The following is a 23,686-nucleotide window of genomic DNA, read 5'->3' on the forward strand; positions in this document are numbered from 1 at the left end:
TGCAACGATCCTAGAAACTTGCATCTTTCCTGGCAACCGGCATGATGATCGCCGCAAAGAGAATCTGCACCACCACCTGGATGGCGATCATCACCCATGTGCCGACCGGGAAGAGCCCTAGCACCGGGATGACAAGGAGCGCTGCGGCAAATGCCCTGAACTCATCAGGCGCAGAGGTTCCTCTTCTCCTGGAAATCAGCGCCAACAATATCAGGGACGGGACTCCAATCATCAGGAACATCCCTGGAGCCCCTTCCATGTATCCCAGGAAAGATCCCCACAAATTCTTTCGGGCGCCGTAACCATCAGCCCGGTCTGACATCCTGGGAGCCGTCAGCGAAATTGCCATCCAGCCGACCGTGAAGACCATAGCATAGCGAACGGCGCAGGTAGCAATCCATCGAAAGGTGGACCCGTTAACCGAACGACAGTTCGCCTCAGCCATAGCTAGCAACCTTCCGTGCACTTTCCGGAGACCCAAGTGCTATCCATCTTGGGCCACAATGGAGCTGCTGGGAGACCCGTCTCCGATGACATTGGATCATAGGCGAGCATCGACGGATGCTGCCCGTGCCTTTACTTGACCACCTCCATGTCAGGATAGGAATCGCCGCGCCGCCGCACAGAAACGTCACCATTACCCCTGAATTCAATGTCCACTTCATCGTCACCGGCGAAAATTCGGAGCTCACTGTCTCCTCATCAGGGACGGGCCGGCCGGGGGACGATCAGCAGGCGCGGTGAGGGCAGCAGGAAGGCGGCGCAGCCGATCTGGAACAGAATGCCGATCAGCGCCCACCCGCTGACGAGCAGCACGGACATCGGCGGTCCGCACCACAGGACGGTGACGACGGGCCGATGGAGTTCGCTCTCCCTCTTCGGCGCGGAGAGGAGGAGCAGCAGCAGCGACGGCACGCCGACCCACCCGAACAGGAGCAACCCCAGGTCGATGAAGCCGGTCAGGAACTCCGATCCGGAGAGCCCGGTAGGTGCCAGCCAGAGCGCGCAACCACCGGCCGTGGCACTCCACCCACAGCCGAGGGCGAGCAGATAGCGGACGGCGGCCCGAATGAACCACGCCAGGGCGCTCTCGGTTCTCAGCACGGCACCCATGGCCGCTCCACCCCTTCGGCAGCTCCAACAGGAGCATCATCCTCGCAGCATATTTGAACGCGTTCAATAGCTTCCCTGGGTGGCCCCTGTTCGAGTGAAGGGAAGGTTGACTCATGAGCCACCCCAGCCATCTGAACCGGCATCAACCTGGACAGATCCTCTGAACGACGCCGCCCTGGGGACACCAGGCGGTGTGGTTCTGACGATGTGTCCGGTTTGATCACGTGATGCCCAGGGTGGCGAGCGGGCGGTCGGCGTCCCGGGCGTGGTGGCGGAGGCCTGCGGCGATGTTGTCGTGGCCGGTCAGTCGCAGCGCACCGATGGCGAGGTTGCGCAGGGTGGCCATGCACGGGGCGCGGTGCCGGTGCGGACGCGGGAGGCGTCCTCGGCGTACGCAGTGTCACGCACATGATGGATCTTGTTCTCGATACCCCAGTGCTCTCGGACGCGCTGCGCGATCTCCACCGGACCGGCCTGCGCGGGCGTGAGGCTGGTGACGCCATAGACGCGTTCGAGGGTGACCTTGCCGGTGGTGATGATCCGGCGGCGGCGCACGATCTGGACGGCCTGGACGGCGTGGGGAAAGTCCAGGCCTGCGGTGACCGTGCAGGTCTTGACCCGTCGGATCTCGTCGCGGCCGTGAGCGGTGGCCCGGGTCTTGCCCTGCAGCGGCACGTCCCGCCAGGGCAGCTCCTTCAAGTAGTGGTGCAGAGTGGGGTGATTGGCCTTGATCAGCGCGATGTAGTGGGCGCCCTTGCCCTCGACCAGGAAGCGGGCGTGACCGGTCTGCGAGTGCAGAGCGTCGAAGGTGACGATGGTCTTGTGCAGGTCGAGTGGAGCGAGCAGGGGCTGGAAGACGGTGATCTCGTTGGTCCTGCCGTCGACTTCGCGCTGGGCGATGACCTGGCCGGTGCCGGTCATCGCCGCGAGCAGGTGAACCTGTGTGCCGTCGAGCCGGTAGGCACCGCGCACGGTCTTGCCATCCACCGCGAGCGAGGGGCGGGGCTGATCGGCGTCGCGGACGGGGTGGTCGTCTCGGCCGCGGTCGGCGAGCCAGGCACCGACCGCCATGTCCAGGGCGTCGCCGTCGATGCGCTGCAGGACGCGGCGGACGGTGGCCTGGGGGGCGCTCGCCTGGTGCGGTGGCGGCCAGGCTTTTCAGAGCGGCCGCGTGTCACCCAGCCACGCGGCCTCGACGGCGGCCAGGACGTGCGCTGGACAGGGGAGCACTGGATGGAACGACTCACCGGCCGGGAACTGCTCGCACTGCGCCGGACGCTGCGTGACCGCGCCGTCGGCGGGGCCGCACGGTGGGAGGCCGCGCGCCGGATCGGAGCCACGACCGGGACACAGCGAAGCGCCCTGGCGGCAGCACGACGGCGCTCAGTAGGTCGGGACGGCGGCGCGGCAGCGGCAGCGGCTTGGACAGTCGGCAGCAGGCTGCGGGCGGCGGCGGACGGTCCAGCGCTGCCCAGAAGACGGGGGCGGCCCAACGGCGGGCGGCGGCGAGAACGTCCCCCAACCCCGCAGCCACAGCAGCTGAAGCGAGCGACTCCCGGTTCCGGGCGGGGACGGGCCGGATGGGAGGATGGCCGTCATGGATGTCCTACGCAGGAACAACGTGACGCTGCTCGGGCCGGGCAACGGGCCGACAGTCGTACTGGCCCACGGTTTCGGCTGCGACCAGAACATGTGGCGCCTTGTTGTGCCCGCCCTGGTGGACCGCTACCGGGTGGTGCTGTTCGACTACGTGGGCTGCGGCGGGTCGGAGCTGGCGGCGTGGAGCGAGCAGCGGTACTCCTCGCTGCACGGTTACGCGCAGGACGTGGTGGAGGTGTGCCAGGAGCTGGACCTGCACGAGGCGGTGTTCGTGGGGCACTCGGTGAGCGCGATGGTGGGCGTGCTGGCGGCCGAGGCCGCGCCGGAGCGGATCGGTGCGCTGGTGATGGTGGCACCCTCGCCGTGCTACGTGGACGACGAAGGGTACCGGGGTGGGTTCAGCACCGAGGACATCGAGGAACTCCTGGCCACTCTGGAGTCGAACTACCTGGGCTGGTCCGCCGCAATGGCACCGGTGATCATGGGCAACGCGGACCGGCCGGACCTGGGCCAGGAACTGACCAACACCTTCTGCGCCACAGATCCCGACATCGCCAGGGTCTTCGCCCGTACGACGTTCCTGTCCGACAGCCGTGAGGATCTGAAGAAGGTGACGGTCCCCACCCTGGTGCTGGAGTGCACCCAGGACGTGATCGCGCCCCGCGAGGTGGGCGCCTACGTGCACGCCGCGATCCCAGCCTCCCGGCTGATCACCCTGGACGCCACCGGCCACTGCCCACAGCTGAGCGCACCCGAGGCAACCGCCCAGGCCCTCGTCGCCTTCTTGGACGGCCTGCGGTGATGTGCAAAGTCGGTGAGGAGCCCGGCTCCTCCGACGACCAAGCGACCACCGACGCGGCGTTCACCGCGCTGCTCGAGGACAGCGCCGAGGACCTCTACGAGCAGGCACCCTGCGGCTACCTGTCGACGCTGATGGACGGCACCATAGCCAGGGCCAACGCCACCTTGCTGGGCTGGCTCGGGCTGAAACGCGCCGACATGGTGGGCCGGATGCGCTTTACCGACCTGCTCACCGTCGGCGGGAAGCTGTACCACGAAACGCACTTCGCGCCGCTGCTGCGCATGCAGGGCGAGGTGCACGGCATCGCCCTGGAGATGCGGACCGCGGGCCGAGGCCGGCTTCCGACCCTGGTGTCCTCCGTGGTCAAGCGCGGCAGCGACGGCGAGGCGCTGCTGATTCGCACCACCGTCTTCGACGCCTCCGACCGACGCGCCTACGAGGCGGAACTCCTACGCCGCCGCCAGGAAGCCGAGCAGGCCCGCGCCGAGGCCGAACGCGCGCATGCACAGGCCCAGGCCGCCCTGCGCCAGGCGGAGGCGGACCGCCAGCGGCTGACCGAAGCGCTCAGCGCCCTGCAGAAGTCCCTCGTTCCCTCCTCATTGCCCGCCGTCCCCGGGATACAGACGGCCGTCTACTACCACACCGCCTCCCCCGACCGGCTCGGCGGCGACTTCTACGACCTCTTCCCCGTCAGCGGCAACCGGTGGGCGTTCTTCCTCGGCGACGTGTGCGGCAAGGGTCCCCAAGCAGCCTCCCTCACCTCCCTGACCCGCTACACCCTGCGCGCCGCGGCCCTGCACGACCCGGAGCCGACCACCGCGCTGCGCACGCTCAACGCGGTCCTGCACGAGCACTACACCGCCGCTGGCGACCCGAGGTACTGCACCGTCGTGTTCGGCCTGCTGGAGGAGACCGAAGACGGCCGCGTCACCGTCGAGGTCGCCTCCGGCGGCCACCCCCCGAGCCTGATCCTGCGCGCCAACGGCCGCTGCGAGTTCCTGTCCACCCCGGGCGGCCTCCTCGTCGGAATCCTGCCCGAGGCCTCCTCCACCACCGCGACGACCATCCTCGCCCCCGGCGACACGCTACTGCTCTACACCGACGGACTCACCGAAGCCCGCACCGGCCCGACCCGCGAAAGCCTCTTCGGCGACGAGGCGCTGCTCGACTTCGCCACCGACCAGGCGCCCACCACACCCCACGACCTCATCGAAGCCCTCACCGTCCTCCTCCAAGGCTTCGGCGACGGCTTGGACGACGACACCGCCCTCCTCGCCCTCGGCGTCAAAGCCACCCACCCGACCACCGACCCCACCACGAACACCGCATGAGCCTGACCATCGAACAACGCGACACCCCCACCGGCCCCGTCCTGCACCTGCTCGGCGACCTCGACTACGACCAGGCACCCCACCTGCGCCGCCACCTGGACACCCTCCTGCTCCGCTCCGACCACTGCCTGCTCATGAATCTGTCCGGGTTGGAGTTCTGCGACTCCAGCGGCATCACCGCCCTCCTCGCCGCCTACCGCCATGCCCGAGCCGCCGACGCCGACTTCGCCCTCACCGCCGTCCCGCCCCGCACACTCCGCCTCCTCACCCTCGTCGGCCTCGACCAGGTCCTCACCATCCACCCGCACACCGACGCCCACCCATGACCGGTCACCCGTGACCGGCCGGGGCGGCGGCAGCACAGCGGCGGCCGGACGGCAGCCGGGCCGGACGGGCGGGCGGAACCGCAGAGCGTCCAGGTGCTCGACCCCGGTTGAGCGAGGGCAGCAGCGCAACGGGCCGGAGGCGGCAGCACAACAGCCGACGGGCGGCGGCCGGGAGGCAACACGGACGGCGGGCCGGCGACCCTACAGTGCCCAGACCAAGACGGCACACAGCCGGAACGGCAACCGCCCAACGGCCAGCAGCGGCAGCAGCGGCAGCAGCCGGGACAGCAGGCCGTGAACGGCGTGACGGCCCAGCACCGCCCGGACCGGACAGCACAATGCGGCCGGGACGCGGCCGGACAGCGGCGGCACAACGGTCGGAGACAGCGGCCGACGGCCGCGCCGGCCGGACGCGGCCGTTGCCGTGCTGCGCGTGCGGTCGGGCCTGCCGCTGCGTCGCTGCAGTTCCGTCCGCCGCCGCTGCGTCCGGCTGCCTCCGGCCGTCGTGTCACAAACGGCAGACGGCCGGGACGGGCAGCAGGCCCGACGACGGCCGTACAGCGGCCGGGGCGGCGGACGGAACTGCAGCGAGCCGTCAGGACCCGGCCGCAGTCATCATGCCGAGCCGACCATGTCCCTGCCGCCGGCGGGCGACAGGCCACCGGCTGCGGCGGTCAGGACGTCGTGGTCAGGCGGGGGTCGTTGGCGTAGACGGGGTTCGGCTCGCGTTCGTACTGCGACAGGGCCAGGCCCACGCAGAAGAACGTCGGCGCCCACTCCCCGACGAAGATGCCCCACCGGTCGGCCCGGTCCAGCCCGGCCTGCTCGGCTTTCACCGACACCATCCACGACGCGAACGACAACCCGATCGACGCCATCCCCGCCAGGTAGGCATGCTCGGACTTCACACCGGCATCGTGCAGCTTCTTGATGATCATGACGAACCTCCTGGGAAGGCAGCCGTGTTCTCTCGGCAGCCCCGGCGGCTGCCCAGCCACCCGCCTCCCCACACCTCCACCGCCGAGCCCGGTTCCAACTCCGGCACGCCCGTCGACCGGGCCGTCGCGCCCCACCCCTCCACCTGGCCGATCCGACGGGCGGGCGCGCTGACCGGCCTCAGCGCGCAGGGCCAGGGCAACATGGCCGGCGGCATCAGTCTCATGGCGTTCGAGGGCACCAATCAGGTCTTCGCGATCCGCGACGTGCAGTATGACGCTCTGCGAGCGCCAGCAGCCTGCCCCGCCCTTCCCTACGTCCGCTCCTTCACCCGCCGCGACCCGCCCGCCGAGCCGTCCAGCAGGTTGGTCACTTCATGACAGCAGCAACCAGCGAGACCATCAAGCAGATGCCCAGCCCAGCAGTCCCCTGCCCTTGGCAAGCCCGTTGCCGCCCAACCCGCTGACACCAACCCACCCACTCACACGCGGGGCGCCCTTGAAACGCACGTGAATGTCACCGGTGCCCGGTCTTCGGATGTCACCGAACAGGCGTACGGGAAACAGACTGGAAGACCACCCTGTATCCGGCCGGCAGTCGTCCGAAATTTCCGCCTTTAATGCCACGACAAGCATCATTCGCTGCCCGCTCCTACCGGCCGATAACGACCCGCCCGAACCGTCCCGAACATCACGAAGCCCCCACACCGGAAAGACGACTCGAAAGGGATCCAGAACCACGCAGGCCTTCGGCTGCTGGGGGCCGGGGCCTGACGGCTTCCCTCGAAAAGGGGCTGTGGATGTCGCCTGCGGCGCCACCGGGAAAAGGAGCGGCACGGTATGCGGGATGGGGCCTGGCGGCCCTGGGTCTGGGGTGTCCGGGCAGCGCCTGCGGCGCCACCGGGCAGGCGGTGGAGCCGAGGTCGGTGCCGTAGGACCGGGCCAGGCGCGCCGAGAGTCGCCAGCACCTCCCCGGCTGGAGTCCTCATGCCTCGACGGGGCCGTCGGACTGCAGCCGGCCGCCGATCGCCCAGTTGTCCGTAGACACATCGCGCAGCACAATCCAGACGCCGTCCGGCGGGCAGTCGCAGGTCTCGACGAAGGCCTCGGTGAGGCGCTGGACGAGTGCCCGCTTCTGCTCCACGGTGCGGCCTTCGCGCATGTCCACGGTGATCATCGGCATGGTGGTCCTCCTTTGGGTGCGAGCGGCCGGCGCATGCCGCTGGGTGTGTTGACGGTGTGCGTCGCGGGTCTGCGTCGCCAGCGTGGACCGCTGGTGTGCGCCGGGACGCCCCCGAGTCTTCCGGCCAGACCGTTAAACGTCCATGTAGGCTTTCTAGCCGAATTGCTAAGGTTCACTTTCGTGATGGAGATGCGCAGGCTCCGCCTGCTCCACAACCTCGCCCGCTACGGCACGGTCTCGGCCACCGCCGAGGCGCTGCAGTTGACGGCTCCGGCAGTCTCCCAGCAACTCACCGCGCTGGAACGGGAAGTTGGCACCCGCCTCCTCGAACGGGACGGCCGCAAACTGCGGCTGACCGAGGCCGGCCGGGTACTGGTGGCCCACGCCGAGGTGATGCTGGACCAGATGGCAGCCGCCGAGGCAGACCTCGTCGCACTGCGGACCGAGGTCTCCGGTACGGTCCGGATCGCTGCCTTCCCATCCGCGATGGCCGCCCTGCTCCCACCGGCCTGGACCCGGCTCACCGCGCGCCACGGCACCCGCCTGCGCCTGCGCCTGACCGAGATGGATCCGTCGGACGGCCTGACCGCGCTGCGCCGCGGTGAGGTGGAGCTCACCATCGCCCACGCCTACGACTTCCTGCCCGCGGCACTGCCCCCGGGGTGCGAGCGTCACGAGCTCGCCACCGACCCGGTGGTGGTCGCCCTGCCCGGTGCGACCGTGCCCCACGAAGGCGCGGACGCCGTCGAACCGGTGGACCTCGCCGCCCTCGCCGACCACGCCTGGATCAGTGCCCCGCATCGCACGACCTGCTTCGAGATGTCCCAACGGGTCTGCGGCAACGCGGGGTTCGTCCCGCGGATCATCGCCGAGTGCGGGGACTTCCCGGCGGTCCTGGCCATGGTGGCGGCCGGGATGGGCGTCTCGCTCATCCCCCGGATGGCGATTCACCACATCCCTCCGGGCGTGGTGCTTCACCCGCTCGCGGTACCCGTGACCCGCTCGGTCTTCGCCGTGACCCGTCGCAGCGGCACCCAGCACCCGGCCGTCCGGGTCGTCCTGGACGAGCTGTTGGCCACCACAGCCACAGCCACAGCCACAGCCACAGCCACAGCCACAGCCGAGTCGAGCTCATCTCGGCGGGCCGAACATAACAGCCAGGGCTGAGACACCCCGCAGCAGGCCACGCAGCACAACGACGGCGGGACCCGACCAACGGCACAGCGAATACCAAGGTCGACGCCGAGGCCGACGCAGGACAGCCGGCTCCTGGCCGACCACCACGACCAGGGCCAGCGACCCGAGCGACCCGCACAACCGACGAGAACCGGCGGCGGCCCGCACGCCACTTGATGACCCGCGCGAGCCACCTCCAACTAATCCCACAACATGGCCCCGACGGTGCCCAGGCGGACGTCCACGGACGGCGCGGACAACGGCCCGGGACGGCAGCGCGGACTCGCGGCTGCTTTTGCGCGCACAGACCACCTGCGGCCTCGCAGTGTCAGCGACCGGTCGGCGCGGCGCAGGAGGAGGCATGCAACCGAACCGGCCGGGCAGACGAGCTGCGAACCCGACACGAAGGAGGCACACTGTGGTCCCGCTTCTTCTGGTCCTGCTGCTCGCCCTGCTGCTGTTCGGCCTGGGGTTCGCAGTGAAGGTCCTCTGGTGGGTGGCGATCTTCGTCTTCGTCGTGTGGCTGATCGGCTTCATCGCCCGTGGCACGAGCGCGGCCGGCAGCCGCGGCCGGTGGTACCGCTGGTAGTCGTTCGCGGGGCTTCGCTGGTGCCGGTGAAGCCCCGTCCCCGTCCCACTGCCCGGTGCCAGCACGGCTCGGCCCTGACCGAGGAGGTATCGGTTCGATGACCGCGCATCATCCGAACAGTTCGCGCCCGGGCCTGCCGAAGCGTCATCCCCGTCATGAGCGGCGCGGCGAAGCCCGGCTGCCCGGGGTGGTCGCCACCGTCGTCGCCGCGCTGCTGTACCTCGCGCTCCCCGAGAGCCTGCTCGTGGGACCGCGCTACGTCCTGCCCGCGCTGGAAGTCCTGCTGCTGATCCCGCTGATCGCCGTCAACCCGCGCCGCCTCACACGGCAGAACCGCTTCTCCCGGACCGTGTCGCTGGTGCTGGTCGCCGTCATCGGCATCAGCAACCTCATCGTGCTCGGCCTGCTGGTCCGGGCCCTCGTGTCCACCGATGTCAAGGACGGCGGCGCGCTGCTGCTGGCGGCCCTGCAGGTGTGGGCGACCGACATCATCGTCTTCGGCCTCGCCTTCTGGGAACTCGACCGGGGCGGCCCGGTCGTACGGACCCAGGCGCCCCGCTCCCAGCTGCCGCTCGCGGACTTCCGGTTCTCCCAGGACGAGAACCACGACACCGTCGAGGAGGTCTCCGACGGCGCGAGCCGCTCCAGCGACTGGACTCCCGCACTGATCGACTACATGTACGTGTCGGTGACCAACTCCACGGCGTTCAGCCCGACCGACACCATGCCGCTCACCACCCGCGCAAAGGTCCTGATGAGCATCGAGAGCATCGCCGCGCTGATCACCTCACTGCTCGTCATCGCCCGTGCCGTCGGAGCCCTGCAGTAGGACCCCGGCGGTCTGTTCGCACTCCGTGCGCTCCAGCCGGTTCGGGCCGGCCTTCTCCCGCAGCTCCAGCTTCGAACCCTCCTGGCCGCCGATCGAGCCGGGTCGCCTCCCTGCAGGTCGCGGCTCGGGACTTTGCTTGCCGTGCCAGGGCCGGGCTCGGGTCTGGCCGGTGACCAGGACGGGCGGCGGGTAGATCGTCGCGCTGGAGAAGGCACAGGAAGGGGCCGTCACCGTGTCCTTGGGTTCTGGGTGGCGGCCTCTTCGGTCCAGCCGTCAGGCCGAGAACTCACCTGAACTCGCCCTGGGACAGGTTTTCGGGGGGCAGGGGGACGCCCATTCAGCTTCTTGAGCTGTCTCGGCTGAACGAGAGTACGGCTGTCTCTCTGCCTCGTTCACACCCTGGGGCCCGGGGCTGTCGGGCCATCGGGTACGGTCACGGTTTCATGTCCGCTCAATTCCGGTGACGGTCCTTTGGGATCGCCAACGCGGGAGCGGTGATGAGTCCCCCGAACCGTGAACAACCCCTAGCTAGGGAGCTTCCTCGTGCACCAACTCCTGCGCCGGAGCCTTCCGGCTCTCGCCGCCCTCGGCATAGCCGTCGGCGCTCCGCTGCTCACCGCCGGCACCGCCCAGGCCCAGGCCGAGCACGGATGCGGCACCGTCGGCGTCCAGTTCTCCGTCGACGGCGGCAAGGGCTGGGTCTCCGACGGCCGGATGTCCCAGCCGCATGGCACCATCCAGGTCCGCCTGGTCGGCGACGTCGTGGAAGGCTGCGACTACCGGGTCTCGCTGGCCTCCTACGAGACCGAGGGCCCCTCCTGGGCCACCTCGGGCAAGCAGACCTTCCTCGGCTGGGCGACCACGACGCTGCGCAGCGGGAACCGCCAGGCGACCCTGGACGTGTCCGCCCACCTGCCGAAGTGCTTCGGCCAGATCGACCTGTACAACGGCGACAAGAAGTTCGACGGCGTCGCCAACCCGGCGCCGAGGTACCCGGACGGCGTCTTCACGGACAACCTGATCTCGGCCTGGAACGGCGGCAAGGCCTGCGTGCCGACCCCGAGCGGCACGCCGACCGTCCCGGTGCCGACCTCCTCGGCGTCGCCCACGTCCACCGCGACCCCGCACCCGACCGGGACGCCCACAGCAACGGCGACGCCTTCGGGCACCGCCACTGCGTCGGCCACCGCCTCGCCTTCCGCCACCGCCAAGCCGTCGGCGCCGGCCACCACCGGGACGCCGGCCGGCAGCACCCCGTCGACCGCCCCGGCCGTGCCTGCGGACACGAGCGGCCCGGTCGGCAAGCCGACCGTCAATCCGGTCTCGACCACGCCGGCCAGCACCCTGGCCAGCACGGGTGGCAACAGCAGCCAGATGATCGTCTACGGCGCTGGTGGGGCCGCGCTGCTCGCCGTCGGCGGGGGCGCGCTGGTGATCGCCCGCCGTCGGGGCGCCCGCCGCTGACGCGGCACCGCTGAGGTACCCGGACGCCCGCGCTCCCCGGACCACGGGCGTCCGTCAGCCGCGTCCCCGCACAGTTCGGAACCTGCGCCGGTACTCGTCATGGTCAGGGGTGTCCGATCCCGTCGCCAACGTCTTCCTCGCCCTGGTCGCCGCCCACGGCTGGACCCTCGGCGGTGGCGGAAGGGTGGCCGCGAGAACCCGTTGCCGGCCCCGGCTCGGGGCGCAGCAGTCAGCAGCGAGGGGGAACGTACGTGAGCGAGCAGGACCCGGACGCTGGCAGACCGGTCTTCGAAGTGCTCCACCATCTGCGTGCCTCGCTGGGGCGTGTAAAGCTCGTAAGTACTTTGCGGCAAAGGAGAATTGTCGCGCGAACGTTCGAAGCACCCGCTGCCCACCATCGGGCAGTTCCTGATGGCGCCCCTCATGATGCGCCGCATGTCCGTCTGGATGCTCGACCACGACCTGATCTTCGAGGAGGCCCTGGACTGGGAGGCGGCGCGCCGCGGCCAGGGGCAGGCGTGAACCTCGGCGCCGACCGCCCGAGGCCGGCCGGTCACCGGCCCGCCCCCAGGCGATGCCCGGGGGCGGCGGTAGGCTGCCGGGGCCCCGAGAAGGCACAGGAGGCCACCACCCGCAGGTGGCCTTCCGGCATCTCGGACAGGGATGGCCACGACACGGTAGTGCGGGTGCCGTCCCTGGCGATGTCGCTCAACCGGCCGGCGGTGCAACGGGGGGCAGCGTCGCGAACCGGCCGCCGTCAGGGCCGGCCCGCGGGTCAGCCTTCCAGCTGCGCGTACAGGCCACGGCCCGGGCGCTGCGCCCGGCCGGCCTTCGTCAGGCGTTCCAGCGCGGTGCGCACCGCGTTCACGTTGTCCGCCGATTCCTCGTTCCCCACCCGGGCGGTCACCTCCCGGGCCCGCAGCGGCCCCTGGGCGTCGGCCAGCACGCCCAGCACGCTGTCGGGGGTGGCACCGGTCGTTCGCCGCCCGGGGGCGGGCGCAGCCGTTTCGCTCTTCTCGGGGGCCGGCTCGGCGGACGGCGGGCGGGTACCCGGCGTACCCCCCCGCCGGACGTTCGACCCGGCCGTGACGGTCAGTCCACGCGGCGCAGCCAGCCGGCCGCGATGTGACCGATGAGCAGGTAGGCGAGCGCCGGGATGCCGTAGTTCAGCAGGGTGCGCAGCCAGTCCTGCGAGGGGGTGAAGAGGTCGCGCGCCCAGGTGGACAGCCAGTCGGCAACCTCGTGAACGGCGTGGGCCAGGTCGTTGGACGGGTTGGCGCCCAGGAGGGAGAGGGCGATCCAGAGCCCCAGGACGCCCGCGAGGACGTCGGCGACGAGCATGACTGCGCGGGCCGCGCCCGCTCCTCGGTATCTGCCGCTCATGTCCGCCGTATAGCCCGCATCGGCCACGACAAACCGATTGAACGCCAACTCGACTCTCGCGGGAGTGACTTGACGGCCTCCTGGCCACATGGCGACCCACACGACGATCAACGAAAATGTCGAAGTTGCCCAGGAGAGGAAAGCCGCCGCCAGAGAGCCCCAGCTGCGGATGTCCGCCAGGTCACGGGAGCCGTGGAGCCGGGCGGCGGGCATCAGATCCGCCAGGGCCTCAGCGGTTTCGGCAGGGTGGGACGGGTCGCCCTCCCAGGCCAGGATCAGGGCGGGGTGAGGCAGGGCACGCAGGACCGCCGGGTCCGGCAGGTCACTCGCGGCTGCCGCGCGCAGGACAGTCGGCAGCAGGGGCTCCGGCACGTCGAACTCCGGCGGGAAGTCCTCGACTCCCGCCAGCACGGACGGCGGGCCGACTTGCCGCATCTCGGCGACGAGAGCCGCCCCGCCCTCCCGTTCGACGAGGTCCGCCGCCGCCTCCAGGCCCGACCGGCGCTCGGCCCGCGCTTGCCAGGCGGGGCCCGGGATGACCAGCACCAGACGATCGGAGCGCTGCGGCGCCTTCACCGCCGCCCGGAGGACGGTCGCCGCGCCCATCGAGGAGCCCAGGGCAGCCATCGGGCTCCCCGGGGCGACATGATCGCAGAGGGCCCAGCAGGTCCTCCCCGAGCGCCGGGTACGTGGAGTCGGCCTCGACCGCCCGTCCGGTGGACCCGCCGTGCCCGCGAGCGTCGTACTCGACCAAGCGGCGGCCGGACGCAGCCACGGGCGACCAGTCCATGAAGCCATCCGGCCTTCGTGGTCGCGACTGGAGAGGGCGCCGTGGGCGTAGACGGCCACCGCCCCCTCCCCCGTTGCGTGGTAGGCGAGTCGAGCGTTCGGACGGTCGAGTACGTGCGACGCGGGCATGGGCACGACTCCCGCTCATCAAGGCTGTCGCGATGATCAGCACATCGACGACCACGGCGACTTGACGTTCGACGACGCCGGGTCGATGCGCCGGCCGGGCGGCTGCCCACCGGTGACGGCTTCCTCCTGGCCACCGGGCCCCTGGACGGAACGCGCGGCATGGGCGTCACCGTCGAACCCGCGGGCGGCTCCGCCTACTCCACCCCACTCATGCTCCTGTCCTTCACCTGAGCCGAACGGACGGCTTGGGCGGCGGGTCGGCGTAGCCGAGAGCGGCGATCACCCGGTGAGCACCGTGCAGATTGCCGCGTCGCGCCACGGCTGGGGGCGCGGGGCTCTCGTGGACTCGTGCCAAGGCGTCGGTGCTCGCGCCGAGACCAGGCGGCCGGGGCGCCCCGTCCGAACGCTTCGGTCAGCCGACGCGCTCGTCCACCGTGGTGAAACCGAGCGAGCTCAGCAGTTGTCGGAGCGCGTCCCTGGTGTTCTGCTCCGCGTGCTGCAGCGGGCCCGAGGACTGCGCGGCGTTCTGGATCCGCTGGGAGGCCGGCTGCTCCACCTGCTGCTGGTTGCCCGGATTGCCGGAGAAGAAGTCGCCGAACCGGTCGAACAGACCGCGCTCCTGGGAGTAGATGTGAAACTGCTTCGGGTCCAGCGCCACCTGCCCCGGAGCCGGCGGCCGGCGGCCACGGGTGCGGGTGCTTGGGTGTCCGGATTGACTCTCCGGCTGGGGTGGCGGAACACGGCGATCTCCTCCTTGGAATGAACTCTGCCTGCCTGCACGTCGCATGAGTGTCGGTCAGGCCGCCGAAGGCGGGTTCCCCGAACCCGGGCGGCCAACGCTTCTCCGGGACTGGCTGTTTGGAATCGCCTGAGCGGGAACCCGAATGAGGGACCGGACCCACCACTCCGGGCCGTGGCCAAACCGAAGGAGGAGCGGTATGAACATCTGGATCGTTCTGGTGGTGGTCGTGCTGGCAGCCGCGGCGGCCCTGGCCGTGCTGCTGCCACGGCTGAACACCCGTCGGCTGCGACAGCGTTTCGGTCCGGAGTACGACCGGACCGTGCGGGCGCACGGCGGCCGCACCAGGGAGGCCGAGCACGAGCTGGCCGGCCGGCTGCGACAGGCCCGGCAGCTGGCGCTCACCCGGCTGCCGCAGCGCCGCGCCGAGGAGGTCGGCAACCGGCTCGCCGCCCTCCAGGAGCTGTTTGTCGACGACCCCGCCCGCTCGCTGGACGAGGCCATGACCCTTCTCGACGGCACGCTCGAGGAGATCGGCTTCCCGGCCGAGGACCGGCTCGCCGTGCTCTCGGTCGACCACGCCGCCCTGGTGCCCGGCTACCGGTCCGCGCGGCGGGTGCTGGAGCGCAGCAGGTCGGAGCGGGTGGGCACCGAGGAACTGCGGACGGCGCTGCTGGCCGTGCGCGACCTGTGCCTCGAGGTGGCCCGCTCCGGCAGCGACGAGGAGGGGAGGACGGCCCCTGCCGGCAACTCCACCGGTGCCATCCGCCACTCCGGCCCGCGCCACGCCACCCGATGACGCCGACGACACGAAGGAGAGGATGACCATGTCCCAGTACGGTTCCGCAGCCCGGAACAATCCCGACGACGCGCCGGCCCCGGACCCCCGCAGCGGTCGGGCGAACCTGGCCAAGCCGGACACCGCCCGCCGGTACGGCGCCTACCCGGACGCCGCTCGCGCCGGCACGGCCCACCCGGACCCGGCCGGCCCGGAGGCCGGCCGCCCGGCAGCTTCGCCCGAACGACGCGCTGCCGGAGGTCGGTTCGCCGTCGTACCGGGAGGCGACCGGGCCGCAGAACGGCCGTCCGAGCCGGTCCAGCCCGCCCGCCCCCTGCCCGGCCCCCGGCTCGGTGACCCGGAACCGGCATTGCCGGCACCTGCGGTGAGCGGATCGGGCGGTTGGCTCGGCGTTGAGCGGACGCAGCGACTGCGGGCCGAATGGCACTCCGTCCAGGCGGGATTCGTCGACGATCCCCGTCAGGCCGTGCAGCAGGCCGACGCCCTGATCGAGAAGTCGGTCGGCCTGCTGGCCGAGGCCGTCACCGAGCGGCGCCACCGGCTTCGGGGCGCCGAAGCAGCACCGGACGGCGCACCGGCTGCCAGCACGGAGGACCTGCGCCTCACCCTGCGCGAGTACCGGTCACTGCTGGACCGCCTCCTCGGCACCTGAACCACCAGCGCACCCGGAGCCGGAGGGGACGTCCGGGTGGCCCCTCCGGCCGGCACCCAGGATGCGCTCAGGGTCCTCGCCACGGCCCGCCGCCAGGCCGCCACCGACCCCAACTGGCACGCCGAATAATGGCGCTGGAGACCACCGGTCGAACGCGCCGTCGCATGGATCGTCCACCGAGGCAACCGCCGACTCCGCTACCGCGGCACCATCAAGAACAACACCTGGCTCCACACCCGAGCCGCCGCCCTCAACCTCCGCCGCCTGACCAACCTCGGACTCACCCGAACCAACGGCACCTGGCACCTCACCTCGGCCGCCGCATAGCCGAAAGGGCCGCCCGGCCCACGGCCAGGACAGCGCCTCAGCAAGATCTTCATGAGCCTTCCAGGCCCAGGAGCCCAAAGGCCCTGGTCGCCCATATGATCGATGATCAACAGTCTTGCCACCATCGGTCCTGGTGCTGGTGCCCCGGACCCGACACCGGAGTTGCGTCATGAAGAGCCTGCACCACAAGGTTGCCGTCGTCACCGGGGCGACAAGCGGCATCGGAGCACGCATAGCGGAGGTGTTCGCCGGCGAGGGCGCCTACGTCGTCCTCGCCGGACGCCGCGAGCGGGAGGGACACGAGCGGGCCGCGGCCCTGGGCGAGCAGGCGACCTTCGTGCGCTGCGACGTGTCGGTGGAGGCGGACGTCGAGGCGCTGGTCGGCCACGCCGTGGATCGCTACGGGCGGCTGGACATCATGGTCAACAATGCGGGCGGCCCCGGGAACATGGCATCGGTCACCGACTTCGACACGGAGGTGTTCGCACGGACGATGGCGGTCCACGTCGCTGGCGTCATGCTGGGCATCAAGCACGCCGCACGCCAGATGGTCGTCCAACGCTCGGGAAGCATCATCAACGTGGCGAGCCTGGCAGGCAAGATCGCCGGCTGGTCCGGCCTGGACTACTCCACTGCCAAGGCCGCGGTACTCCACCTCACCCGGTGCACGGCGGTGGATCTGGGCGAGTACCAAGTGCGCGTGAACAGTGTGTCCCCGGGTTTCGTGCCCACGGGCATCTTCGCCAAGGGCGCCGGAGCCGACGCCTCGGTCGCCGACGCGGCGGCTCCCTCCGCAGCCGCGATGTTCAAGCCGCTGCTGGACAGTAACCAACCGCTCCCCGGCACTGTCGCGACCGACGATGTGGCCGCGGCGGCACTGTGGCTCGCCGGCGACGCCAGCCGCCTGGTCACCGGGCAGGATCTCGCCGTCGACGGCGGCATGACGGCCGGACGGCCCGCCGCGGTCTCCCGTGCCGAACGGACCCGCATGCGCGACCACCTGTCCGAGGACGTGCGCGCCACCGAAGTGCGACCGTAGAGCCGCACTCGACGGGCGGAGCCGCACCCCCCGTCAGGTCCTCGACATCCCGTAGGGCGCGCCGTCCATGTGCCGGCCCGCTGTTGCCGGCCCGAGCCGACCGTGCCCCCTCGCCACGAGGGCCCGGGGGGCACGGTCGGCCGGCTGATCAGATCGGCTACTTGAGCCCGAAGGTGCAGCAGCTGGTGGTGCTGGAGCAGGTAGAGCCGTTCAGCACGTCGTTGGCGGTCGACTTCGCGCTGCGCGGCGACCAGGCCGGTCCCGGTCATAGCGGCGAGCAGATGGACCTGGGTGCCATCGGGGCGACGGGCGCTCCGAACGGTCCTCCCGTCCACGGCCAGTGAGCGGCGGAGGCATTCGCCCGGCCCCTGATCCGGCGGCGGGCCGCCGGTGTCGCGGGCGGCGAGCCACGCGCCGATCGCCGCATCGAGGGCGTCGCCGTCGACGCACTGCAGGACCCGGCGCACGGTGGCCTCCGCCGTGGCTCTGGAGCCGGGCGGTCGGCTCCGCACACCGCTCCCCGCCCGCTGCGGGCCCGCTGCCAGGAACCGCGCAGCCCGCAGCCGGGTGGCAGAGGCCGTCGGTCGGCGCCGCCGCCGGCGCCCACACGTTGCGGCCGGCGTCTTCCAGGCAGCGTGGGCAGTTGCGCGACCTTCGGCACGCTGTCCGCCCCCCGGCTGGACGGACGCATCATGACCGGTTCGGGCCAAGGCGGCGACGAAGGCCGCCAGATCGCCCCGCAGCAGGCGATGGCGACCGGCGATGGCCGCGGGGCGGCATGAGCACACCGCTCCTGGCAGGAAAAGTCCAGGTCAAAGCGATTTCCGGCGCATCCGGCGCAAGAGGACGTACTCCGGTCGGCCCAGCTCTCGTCTTTATGCCGTCATCGGCCCGCATACGCTCGTCCTGCGTATGGCACTGGCTGTGACAGCTGGTGACGGACACACACGAAGGCGCGATCCTGCGCGTCGTGATTCGTCCACCGGGCATGAAGACGGGCCGACGAGGTATCCAGAGGCCGCCATGCCGTCGAACGGTGACCACCCACTCGGGGATCCCACGTGCCCCCAGGGCCGTAGATGTGTCGGGCGCTGCTGATCGCCCTTCACCCCACCCCGCCCGCGGGGCGACCTGGAGGAAAGAAATGAAGGTAGGCATACGACGCACACGCCTGGTCGGGGCGCTGACGTGCCTGGGTGTAGCCGCCGGCTGCGGCCTCCCGGCAACCAGCGCCGCTGGTGAGCCGGAAGGACCGCCCAGTCCGACCGCGATCGCGTCGTCTTCCCCGGATCCCCAGAATCCGTCCATGGGCAACCCGCCCATCGGCACGGCGGCCATCGCCCAGCAGGAAGCCGCCTGTGCGGCCGGGCAGCAGAACCCGCCCTGGTACCGCACGCTCGTACCGTTCGAGCACTACGACTCCGCACGCACCAGCCTGCACCCGTGCGCGCAGTTCCCCGGCTCGATGACCGGGCCCAACGTGGTCGAGGCCCACGCGACCACGGACAACGTCTACTACTCGCAGTTCGACATCGCCACGCGCGGCACGAACGACATGTACGTCTATTTCGGCGGCAACGGCGACATGAACCCGCCCGCGCTGCAGACTTTCATCGCCAAGGTCCAGCCCGGCACGATGAGGCAGATCTGGCGCACCCCCCTGTCGGACGCCCGGAAGAACAACGAACTGCACGTCTCCGGCGCGGTCGACGTCATGGCCGACGGCAACCTCGTGGCCATCTCCGACCACACCCTGCACAAACTCGACGGCACCACCGGCAAGATCCTGCTCAAACAGGACATGCCCACCGGCAGCAGCCCCGTCAACGACAGCGCCTTCAACGGCATAGACGCCTTCTCCGACGGCACGATCGTCATCAGGTCGATGAACCGGCCCGCCGGCTGCCCGCTCAACGGATACAGCGCTGCCGCGTACAAATGCCCCGGCGCCCCGAGCTCGGCCAAACCGTCGATCATCGGCACCGTCGACCCGAAGACCTTCAAGGTGCTCAGTTGGCTGGAACTGAAGGGCAACGTTCTGGGCCGGGTGACCACCAGCCACTACAAGGGGCACGACTACGCCTACGTCACCACCCCTACCCAGATCTACCGCTACGTCTGGAACGGGCACACCATCAAGCAGGACACCACCTGGGGACCGGTCACCTACACCAAGCCCGGCCAGACCCCGGCCGGCGCTCCGGTCATCATGGGTGACTGGGTGGTCTTCTCCAACAACGGCACACCCTCCAACGTACCCATGAGCGTGTACGCCATCCACCAGGGCAACTCCACACGCATGACACACCTGGACCCCACCCCGACCATGAAACCCGGTCAGGTGAGCTACTACTACGCCAAGGTCTCCGCGGACGCGGCCAACAACCGCGTCTACGTCATGGACTTCGGCCTCGGCACTGCCTCCGCCATCGACTTCCGCGACGGCCGCATGTCCCTGGCGTGGAAGGTCAATCAGCGCAGCAACAGCTACATCACCCTCATCGGCCCGGCCGACAAACGGGTGTTCGTCAACGCCAACGCCCACTCGAGCACCGAGACAGACCCCACCAAGTACAACTACGGGCCCGTCGGCGCCAACTACATGGACCAGATCCAGTGGCGCGACACCCGTACCGGCAAGCTCCTGGCCGCCTCCGACTTCTACCCGCCCGCCAACCCGGCCGGCACCGTACCCCCCGGCTACGGCGGCCTCATCTACGACATCCTCGGCAACGGTCACGCCGTCGTCATGGCCGTCCGGCCGGCCAACAAGAACGAGGGGACCTCCCCCGGCAAATAGCCGGTCGACGGACCGCGCCGACCGCCCTGAAACAAGCACCGAGCGCCCGCCGCCCGCTCGGGTCCGGCGGCCCAACGGCCTGGCCACCCCGTCCACCGACAGCTGACCACCGACCACAAGGCGTCGGCCGGGACAGCGAACCGTCCCGGCCGACGTCTTGGAAGTCATGAGACCGGCCAGGTCCTGGCCCTGGTCTCCACCCCGTCGTACGACCCGGCACCTTCGCCGGCTTCGCCCCGGGCGCCCAGCCCTGGGGCCGATAAAGAGCGGCCTGCACCCTCCCGAACTGACACCCACACCGAAAAGACCCCTAGCGCCGCTTCCTGCCCGACAAGCCTTCGGGGGAGAGACGTGAATTCACTCAGCCGCAATGAGGCGAATTCACTGCTAAAAAAGGAGTGGCCCCTTATCGGGAAGTTCGACGGTGGTGGGAACACCCCCGCAAAACCAGCCAGGAAAACACCGAAAATCCCACAGGGAAACTAATCCAGGAACCCGCCGCAAAACACGCCGACCCCCACCCACCGACACCCCACCAAGAATCGCATGGCACGCCCACGGCGAACACACGCAGCAACCAAAACTCACCCCACCCCAACCATCCGAACCCCGGAACACCGCACCGGAGCCACGCCAACAACGGCCCCTGAACAACCCCCAAAATTCCCAAAACCAACAAACCACCCCACCCAGGCGCCCGCAGGTCACACCCCCGTTTGCTGCCGTGTGCGAGGCCTGCACCTGCCCCCGCCGACGATCGGGGCATGGGAAGCGCGCTGGACGGGTGGCGGGGCCACCGCCGCGGTCGTCACCAACGACATGCCGTTCCTGGTGGACGCCGGAGCCTCGAACACGGCGTCTCCGAGCGAATCCGCACCGGCCGGGCCACCAACATGGAAGCCGTGCCCTGACCTGGCGCGACGAGCACGAAGGGGACGGCGGCCGTCCCGGGTGTCGAACCAACAGGAGCACAAGGAGGCGGCGTTGCGCCCCCGCCCCTACCCCGCGAGCGCCGCGGCGATGTCGACGCTGCCAGCGCAGCGTGGCATGCCAGAGCAGGAATTTGGGGCTGTCGCCGGGGCTGAGGGCCATCAGTCCTGTGCCAGTTCGACCAGGGCGGCCATGGTCTCGGGCCAGTCCGCGGTGACGGCCGGACCGATCAGCGGGCCGAGCTGGTCGGCGCTGCCGAGCGGTGTATGACGGGGCGGAGCAAGATGGTCCTTATGGCAGACACAAGGGTCCCGACGGCGCCTTCGTGCAAAGGTTCCCCTTCTCCGAGCTGCAGTCGCGGTACTGCTCGCGGCGATCACCATCTGGTTCGTTGCCGTGAACACCACCGAAGTGAGTGTCCGCTTGTGGTTCTCCACGGTCATGGCACCGCTGTGGCTCATTTTGGTGGTCACGTCGCCTGTCGGCGCGGTCATCGGCTGGCCGATGAACCGGCGCGAGTCCAGGCACCTGCGTAACTGAGAGAAACCGTCGTCTTTCCCGGAACGGCGGGCGCGTCGTCGATCCGCAGGGAGGAATGAGCGATGGATACGACGCCCAAGCCGACAACCGAGCCGGTCCTCGTGGCGCACGAGGAACTGCTGAAGTCGCTGCCCATGGGGGACGATCAGGACTTCGCCGACGCCCATCGGGGATTCCTCGGCGCGCTGGAGCCAGCGATCGTGAAGGACGCCGCGGGCCGAGTGGTCTGGGACAACGACTCCTACGCGTTCCTCACCGGTGACGCCCCGGCAACGGTGAACCCGAGCCTGTGGCGCCAGTCGACCCTGACGGCAATCCACGGCCTCTTCGAGGTCATCCCCGGGATCTACCAGGTCCGAGGCCTGGACCTGTCCAACGTGAGCTTCATCGAGGGCGAGCGCGGCGTCATCGTGATGGACCCGCTGATCTCCGCGGAGACGGCCGGCGCCGCGCTCGGCCTGTACCGCCGCCACCGCGGCGATCGCCCGGTGACCGGGGTGGTCTACACCCACAGCCACGCCGACCACTTCGGCGGTGTCCGCGGCGTGGTGTCGCAGGAGGACGTCGCCGCCGGGCGCGTGCCGGTCGTGGCGCCGGAAGGGTTCATCGAGCACGCGGTGAGCGAGAACGTCTTCGCGGGCACCGCGATGGCCCGCCGGGCCGGGTACATGTACGGAGCCGCACTTCCGCGCGGACCGCAGGGGCAGGTCGGGACGGGGCTCGGCCAGACCACTTCCACCGGCACCTTCACCGTCATCCCGCCGACGCTCTCCGTCTCAACGACCGGGCAGGAGGAGGTCGTCGACGGCGTACGGATGGTGTTCCAGATGGCACCGGACAGCGAGGCCCCGGCCGAGATGCACGTCTACTTCCCGGACCTGCGTGCGCTGTGCACCGCCGAGAACGCGACCCACGTGCTGCACAACATCCTCACCATCCGCGGCGCTCCGGTCCGCGACCCGCACGTCTGGGCCGGCTACCTGACCGCGGCGATCGGTCTGTTCGGCGCGGATCTCGACGTCGTGTTCGCCTCCCACCACTGGCCGACCTGGGGCCGGGAGCGGACCGTGGAATTCCTGGCACTGCAACGCGACCTCTACGCCTACCTGCACGACCAGACACTGCGGATGATCAACCAGGGCATGACCGGCCCCGAGATCGCGGAGGCGATCGAACTGCCGCCCGCCCTCCGGGACGCCTGGCACGCCCACGGCTACTACGGATCGGTGAGCCACAACGTCAAGGCGATCTACCAGCGCTACATGGGCTGGTACGACGGCAACCCCGCCCACCTGTGGCCCCACCCGCCGGTCGAGGCGGCCCACCGGTACCTGGAGTACATGGGCGGAGCCGACGCGGTCCTCGACAAGGCGAGAACCTCCTACGCCGCCGGCGACTTCCGCTGGGTCGCCGAAGTGCTCAACCACGTACTGTTCGCACAACCGGACCACGCCGCCGCCAGAGAACTGCTCGCCGACACCTACGAGCAGCTCGGCTACGGCGCCGAGAACGGCACCTGGCGCTGCGCCTACCTCTCCGGAGCGTACGAGCTGCGCCACGGCGGCTTCGGCACCCCCGTCTCCCCCGTCACCCCCGAGGTACTCGCCCAGCTCACACCGGAACAGGTGATGGACGCCCTCGCGGTCCGCGTGAACGGCCCCCGGTGCTGGAACGAACAGCTCACAGTCGACCTCGACCTGACCGACACCGGCGCCCGCTACCGCCTGGTGCTGCGCAACGGCGTACTCACCTACACCACCGCGCCGCAGAACACCCCCGCCGACGCCGTCATCGCCGTACCGGCCGCAGCGCTTCCCGCCATCGCCACCGCCACCGCCGGCACGGATCCCGCCGCTCTCGCCGCCGGCATCGCCGTGGACGGCGACCGGAACGCGATCGGGCGCCTGCTCGCGTCCCTCGACGCCCCGGCCCCGGACTTCGCCATCGTCACGCCGTGACCAAGGGCAGTGCGCCGTGGAGTCAGCAGCGGTCGTCTTCGCCGTACTCGTACCGGGATACGCCGCCACGGCAACGCTCCTCGGCCGCGCGCACATGGCGGCGCCACTGGCTTACCTCGTCACCGGTGCCGTATTCGGTTTCGCCGCGCACTCCACCGCCGCCGGGGAGCTCCTGTGGGTCAAGGCCGCCGGCGAGACGGCGCTGGCGCTGACCCTCTTCCACGACGCCGCGCGGGTGCGAAAGACACGCCCGG

26 protein-coding genes and 1 pseudogene are annotated in these 23,686 nt (G+C 70.2%); 17 read left to right on the top strand and 10 right to left on the bottom strand.

Annotation, left to right across the window (positions count from 1 at the left end):
- Nucleotides 1-10: 10 nt before the first annotated feature.
- The 4 genes from ACIRVF_RS33395 to ACIRVF_RS33410 all read right to left on the bottom strand — a co-directional run bounded on the left by ACIRVF_RS33395 (nt 11) and on the right by ACIRVF_RS33410 (nt 2,184).
- Nucleotides 11-445, bottom strand: coding sequence for a hypothetical protein (locus tag ACIRVF_RS33395; RefSeq protein WP_402826357.1), 435 nt, complete (start codon nt 443-445; stop codon nt 11-13).
- A 257-nt stretch (nt 446-702) separates the two neighbouring features.
- Nucleotides 703-1,113 carry a hypothetical protein gene (locus ACIRVF_RS33400; RefSeq protein ID WP_402826360.1) on the bottom strand — a complete coding sequence of 137 codons (411 nt, stop codon included), beginning with the start codon at nt 1,111-1,113 and terminating at the stop codon, nt 703-705.
- 220 nt (nt 1,114-1,333) lie between these two features.
- Nucleotides 1,334-1,459, bottom strand: coding sequence for a hypothetical protein (locus ACIRVF_RS33405; protein WP_402826363.1), 126 nt, complete (start codon nt 1,457-1,459; stop codon nt 1,334-1,336).
- Nucleotides 1,417-2,184, bottom strand: coding sequence for an ISAs1 family transposase (locus ACIRVF_RS33410; RefSeq protein ID WP_402826366.1), 768 nt, complete (start codon nt 2,182-2,184; stop codon nt 1,417-1,419). Before ACIRVF_RS33410 ends, ACIRVF_RS33405 begins: the two co-directional genes overlap by 43 nt.
- Nucleotides 2,185-2,710: 526 nt before the next feature.
- On the opposite strand from ACIRVF_RS33410, the gene ACIRVF_RS33415 reads away from it, so the two are divergent.
- From ACIRVF_RS33415 to ACIRVF_RS33425, 3 genes are read left to right on the top strand one after another with little or no spacing between them, the layout of a single operon-like run.
- Nucleotides 2,711-3,514 carry an alpha/beta fold hydrolase gene (locus tag ACIRVF_RS33415; RefSeq protein WP_402826369.1) on the top strand — a complete coding sequence of 268 codons (804 nt, stop codon included), beginning with the start codon at nt 2,711-2,713 and terminating at the stop codon, nt 3,512-3,514.
- The gene (locus ACIRVF_RS33420; RefSeq protein ID WP_402826372.1) at nt 3,514-4,845 is read left to right on the top strand and encodes a PP2C family protein-serine/threonine phosphatase; all 1,332 of its coding nucleotides are present in this window, start codon (nt 3,514-3,516) and stop codon (nt 4,843-4,845) included. Before ACIRVF_RS33415 ends, ACIRVF_RS33420 begins: the two co-directional genes overlap by 1 nt.
- On the top strand, nt 4,842-5,171 hold the full coding sequence (locus ACIRVF_RS33425; RefSeq protein ID WP_402826375.1) for an STAS domain-containing protein: 330 nt from the start codon (nt 4,842-4,844) through the stop codon (nt 5,169-5,171). The genes ACIRVF_RS33420 and ACIRVF_RS33425 overlap by 4 nt, the downstream gene beginning before the upstream one ends.
- A 674-nt stretch (nt 5,172-5,845) precedes the next feature.
- Here ACIRVF_RS33425 and ACIRVF_RS33430 read toward each other — a convergent pair.
- A complete protein-coding gene (locus tag ACIRVF_RS33430; protein ID WP_402826378.1) occupies nt 5,846-6,109 on the bottom strand; it encodes a hypothetical protein in 264 nt (87 codons plus the stop codon).
- Nucleotides 6,110-6,133: 24 nt separating this feature from the next.
- Here ACIRVF_RS33430 and ACIRVF_RS33435 point away from each other — a divergent pair, with 24 nt between their 5' ends.
- On the top strand, nt 6,134-6,487 hold the full coding sequence (locus ACIRVF_RS33435) for a hypothetical protein (protein WP_402826381.1): 354 nt from the start codon (nt 6,134-6,136) through the stop codon (nt 6,485-6,487).
- A 604-nt stretch (nt 6,488-7,091) separates the two neighbouring features.
- Here the strand turns inward: ACIRVF_RS33435 and ACIRVF_RS33440 are convergent.
- Entirely contained in the window at nt 7,092-7,370 is a 279-nt protein-coding gene (locus ACIRVF_RS33440; protein WP_402826640.1) for a 4-oxalocrotonate tautomerase family protein, read from the bottom strand.
- Nucleotides 7,371-7,478: 108 nt separating this feature from the next.
- On the opposite strand from ACIRVF_RS33440, the gene ACIRVF_RS33445 reads away from it, so the two are divergent.
- The 3 genes from ACIRVF_RS33445 to ACIRVF_RS33455 all read left to right on the top strand — a co-directional run bounded on the left by ACIRVF_RS33445 (nt 7,479) and on the right by ACIRVF_RS33455 (nt 9,883).
- Nucleotides 7,479-8,456 carry a LysR family transcriptional regulator gene (locus ACIRVF_RS33445; protein WP_402826384.1) on the top strand — a complete coding sequence of 326 codons (978 nt, stop codon included), beginning with the start codon at nt 7,479-7,481 and terminating at the stop codon, nt 8,454-8,456.
- Nucleotides 8,457-8,883: 427 nt separating this feature from the next.
- Nucleotides 8,884-9,054 (top strand): hydrophobic protein, encoded by a 171-nt coding sequence (locus tag ACIRVF_RS33450; protein WP_402826387.1) that lies wholly within the window; start codon nt 8,884-8,886, stop codon nt 9,052-9,054.
- A 97-nt stretch (nt 9,055-9,151) separates the two neighbouring features.
- Nucleotides 9,152-9,883: a hypothetical protein gene (locus tag ACIRVF_RS33455; RefSeq protein WP_402826390.1), complete on the top strand. Its 732-nt coding sequence runs from the start codon at nt 9,152-9,154 to the stop codon at nt 9,881-9,883.
- On the opposite strand, the gene ACIRVF_RS33460 is transcribed toward ACIRVF_RS33455, so the two are convergent.
- Nucleotides 9,842-10,114: a hypothetical protein gene (locus ACIRVF_RS33460; protein ID WP_402826393.1), complete on the bottom strand. Its 273-nt coding sequence runs from the start codon at nt 10,112-10,114 to the stop codon at nt 9,842-9,844. The two genes, ACIRVF_RS33455 and ACIRVF_RS33460, sit on opposite strands and share 42 nt — an antisense overlap.
- A gap of 312 nt (nt 10,115-10,426) precedes the next feature.
- Here ACIRVF_RS33460 and ACIRVF_RS33465 point away from each other — a divergent pair, with 312 nt between their 5' ends.
- Both ACIRVF_RS33465 and ACIRVF_RS33470 read left to right on the top strand, forming a co-directional pair.
- Nucleotides 10,427-11,347, top strand: coding sequence for a hypothetical protein (locus ACIRVF_RS33465; protein WP_402826396.1), 921 nt, complete (start codon nt 10,427-10,429; stop codon nt 11,345-11,347).
- A gap of 360 nt (nt 11,348-11,707) precedes the next feature.
- Nucleotides 11,708-11,869: a hypothetical protein gene (locus ACIRVF_RS33470; RefSeq protein ID WP_402826399.1), complete on the top strand. Its 162-nt coding sequence runs from the start codon at nt 11,708-11,710 to the stop codon at nt 11,867-11,869.
- A gap of 253 nt (nt 11,870-12,122) precedes the next feature.
- Here the strand turns inward: ACIRVF_RS33470 and ACIRVF_RS33475 are convergent, their stop codons facing one another.
- The 3 genes from ACIRVF_RS33475 to ACIRVF_RS33485 all read right to left on the bottom strand — a co-directional run bounded on the left by ACIRVF_RS33475 (nt 12,123) and on the right by ACIRVF_RS33485 (nt 14,306).
- Nucleotides 12,123-12,293, bottom strand: coding sequence for a type IV toxin-antitoxin system AbiEi family antitoxin domain-containing protein (locus ACIRVF_RS33475; RefSeq protein ID WP_402826402.1), 171 nt, complete (start codon nt 12,291-12,293; stop codon nt 12,123-12,125).
- Nucleotides 12,294-12,439: 146 nt separating this feature from the next.
- Complete coding sequence (locus ACIRVF_RS33480; protein WP_402826405.1) at nt 12,440-13,357, bottom strand: alpha/beta fold hydrolase; 918 nt, start codon at nt 13,355-13,357, stop codon at nt 12,440-12,442.
- Between the two features lie 703 nt (nt 13,358-14,060).
- On the bottom strand, nt 14,061-14,306 hold the full coding sequence (locus ACIRVF_RS33485; RefSeq protein ID WP_402826407.1) for a DUF4230 domain-containing protein: 246 nt from the start codon (nt 14,304-14,306) through the stop codon (nt 14,061-14,063).
- Nucleotides 14,307-14,586: 280 nt separating this feature from the next.
- Between ACIRVF_RS33485 and ACIRVF_RS33490 the strand changes: the two genes are divergently transcribed.
- The 8 genes and pseudogenes from ACIRVF_RS33490 to ACIRVF_RS33525 all read left to right on the top strand — a co-directional run bounded on the left by ACIRVF_RS33490 (nt 14,587) and on the right by ACIRVF_RS33525 (nt 23,432).
- Entirely contained in the window at nt 14,587-15,186 is a 600-nt protein-coding gene (locus ACIRVF_RS33490; protein ID WP_402826409.1) for a hypothetical protein, read from the top strand.
- Between the two features lie 28 nt (nt 15,187-15,214).
- Nucleotides 15,215-15,838 (top strand): hypothetical protein, encoded by a 624-nt coding sequence (locus ACIRVF_RS33495; protein WP_402826412.1) that lies wholly within the window; start codon nt 15,215-15,217, stop codon nt 15,836-15,838.
- Nucleotides 15,839-15,982: 144 nt separating this feature from the next.
- Nucleotides 15,983-16,165 (top strand): annotated as a pseudogene (locus ACIRVF_RS33500) (transposase); the annotation flags it as partial.
- Between the two features lie 169 nt (nt 16,166-16,334).
- A complete protein-coding gene (locus ACIRVF_RS33505; protein ID WP_402826415.1) occupies nt 16,335-17,204 on the top strand; it encodes an SDR family NAD(P)-dependent oxidoreductase in 870 nt (289 codons plus the stop codon).
- A 161-nt stretch (nt 17,205-17,365) separates the two neighbouring features.
- Nucleotides 17,366-17,548 carry a hypothetical protein gene (locus ACIRVF_RS33510; protein ID WP_402826418.1) on the top strand — a complete coding sequence of 61 codons (183 nt, stop codon included), beginning with the start codon at nt 17,366-17,368 and terminating at the stop codon, nt 17,546-17,548.
- A 962-nt stretch (nt 17,549-18,510) separates the two neighbouring features.
- Nucleotides 18,511-20,004 (top strand): hypothetical protein, encoded by a 1,494-nt coding sequence (locus tag ACIRVF_RS33515; protein ID WP_402826421.1) that lies wholly within the window; start codon nt 18,511-18,513, stop codon nt 20,002-20,004.
- A 1,326-nt stretch (nt 20,005-21,330) separates the two neighbouring features.
- Complete coding sequence (locus ACIRVF_RS33520) at nt 21,331-21,474, top strand: LapA family protein (RefSeq protein WP_402826424.1); 144 nt, start codon at nt 21,331-21,333, stop codon at nt 21,472-21,474.
- A 62-nt stretch (nt 21,475-21,536) separates the two neighbouring features.
- Complete coding sequence (locus ACIRVF_RS33525; protein ID WP_402826427.1) at nt 21,537-23,432, top strand: alkyl/aryl-sulfatase; 1,896 nt, start codon at nt 21,537-21,539, stop codon at nt 23,430-23,432.
- The last annotated feature ends 254 nt before the right edge of the window (nt 23,433-23,686 follow it).

It is taken from the genome of Kitasatospora sp. NPDC101157, assembly GCF_044768255.1.
GTDB lineage: Bacteria > Actinomycetota > Actinomycetes > Streptomycetales > Streptomycetaceae > Kitasatospora.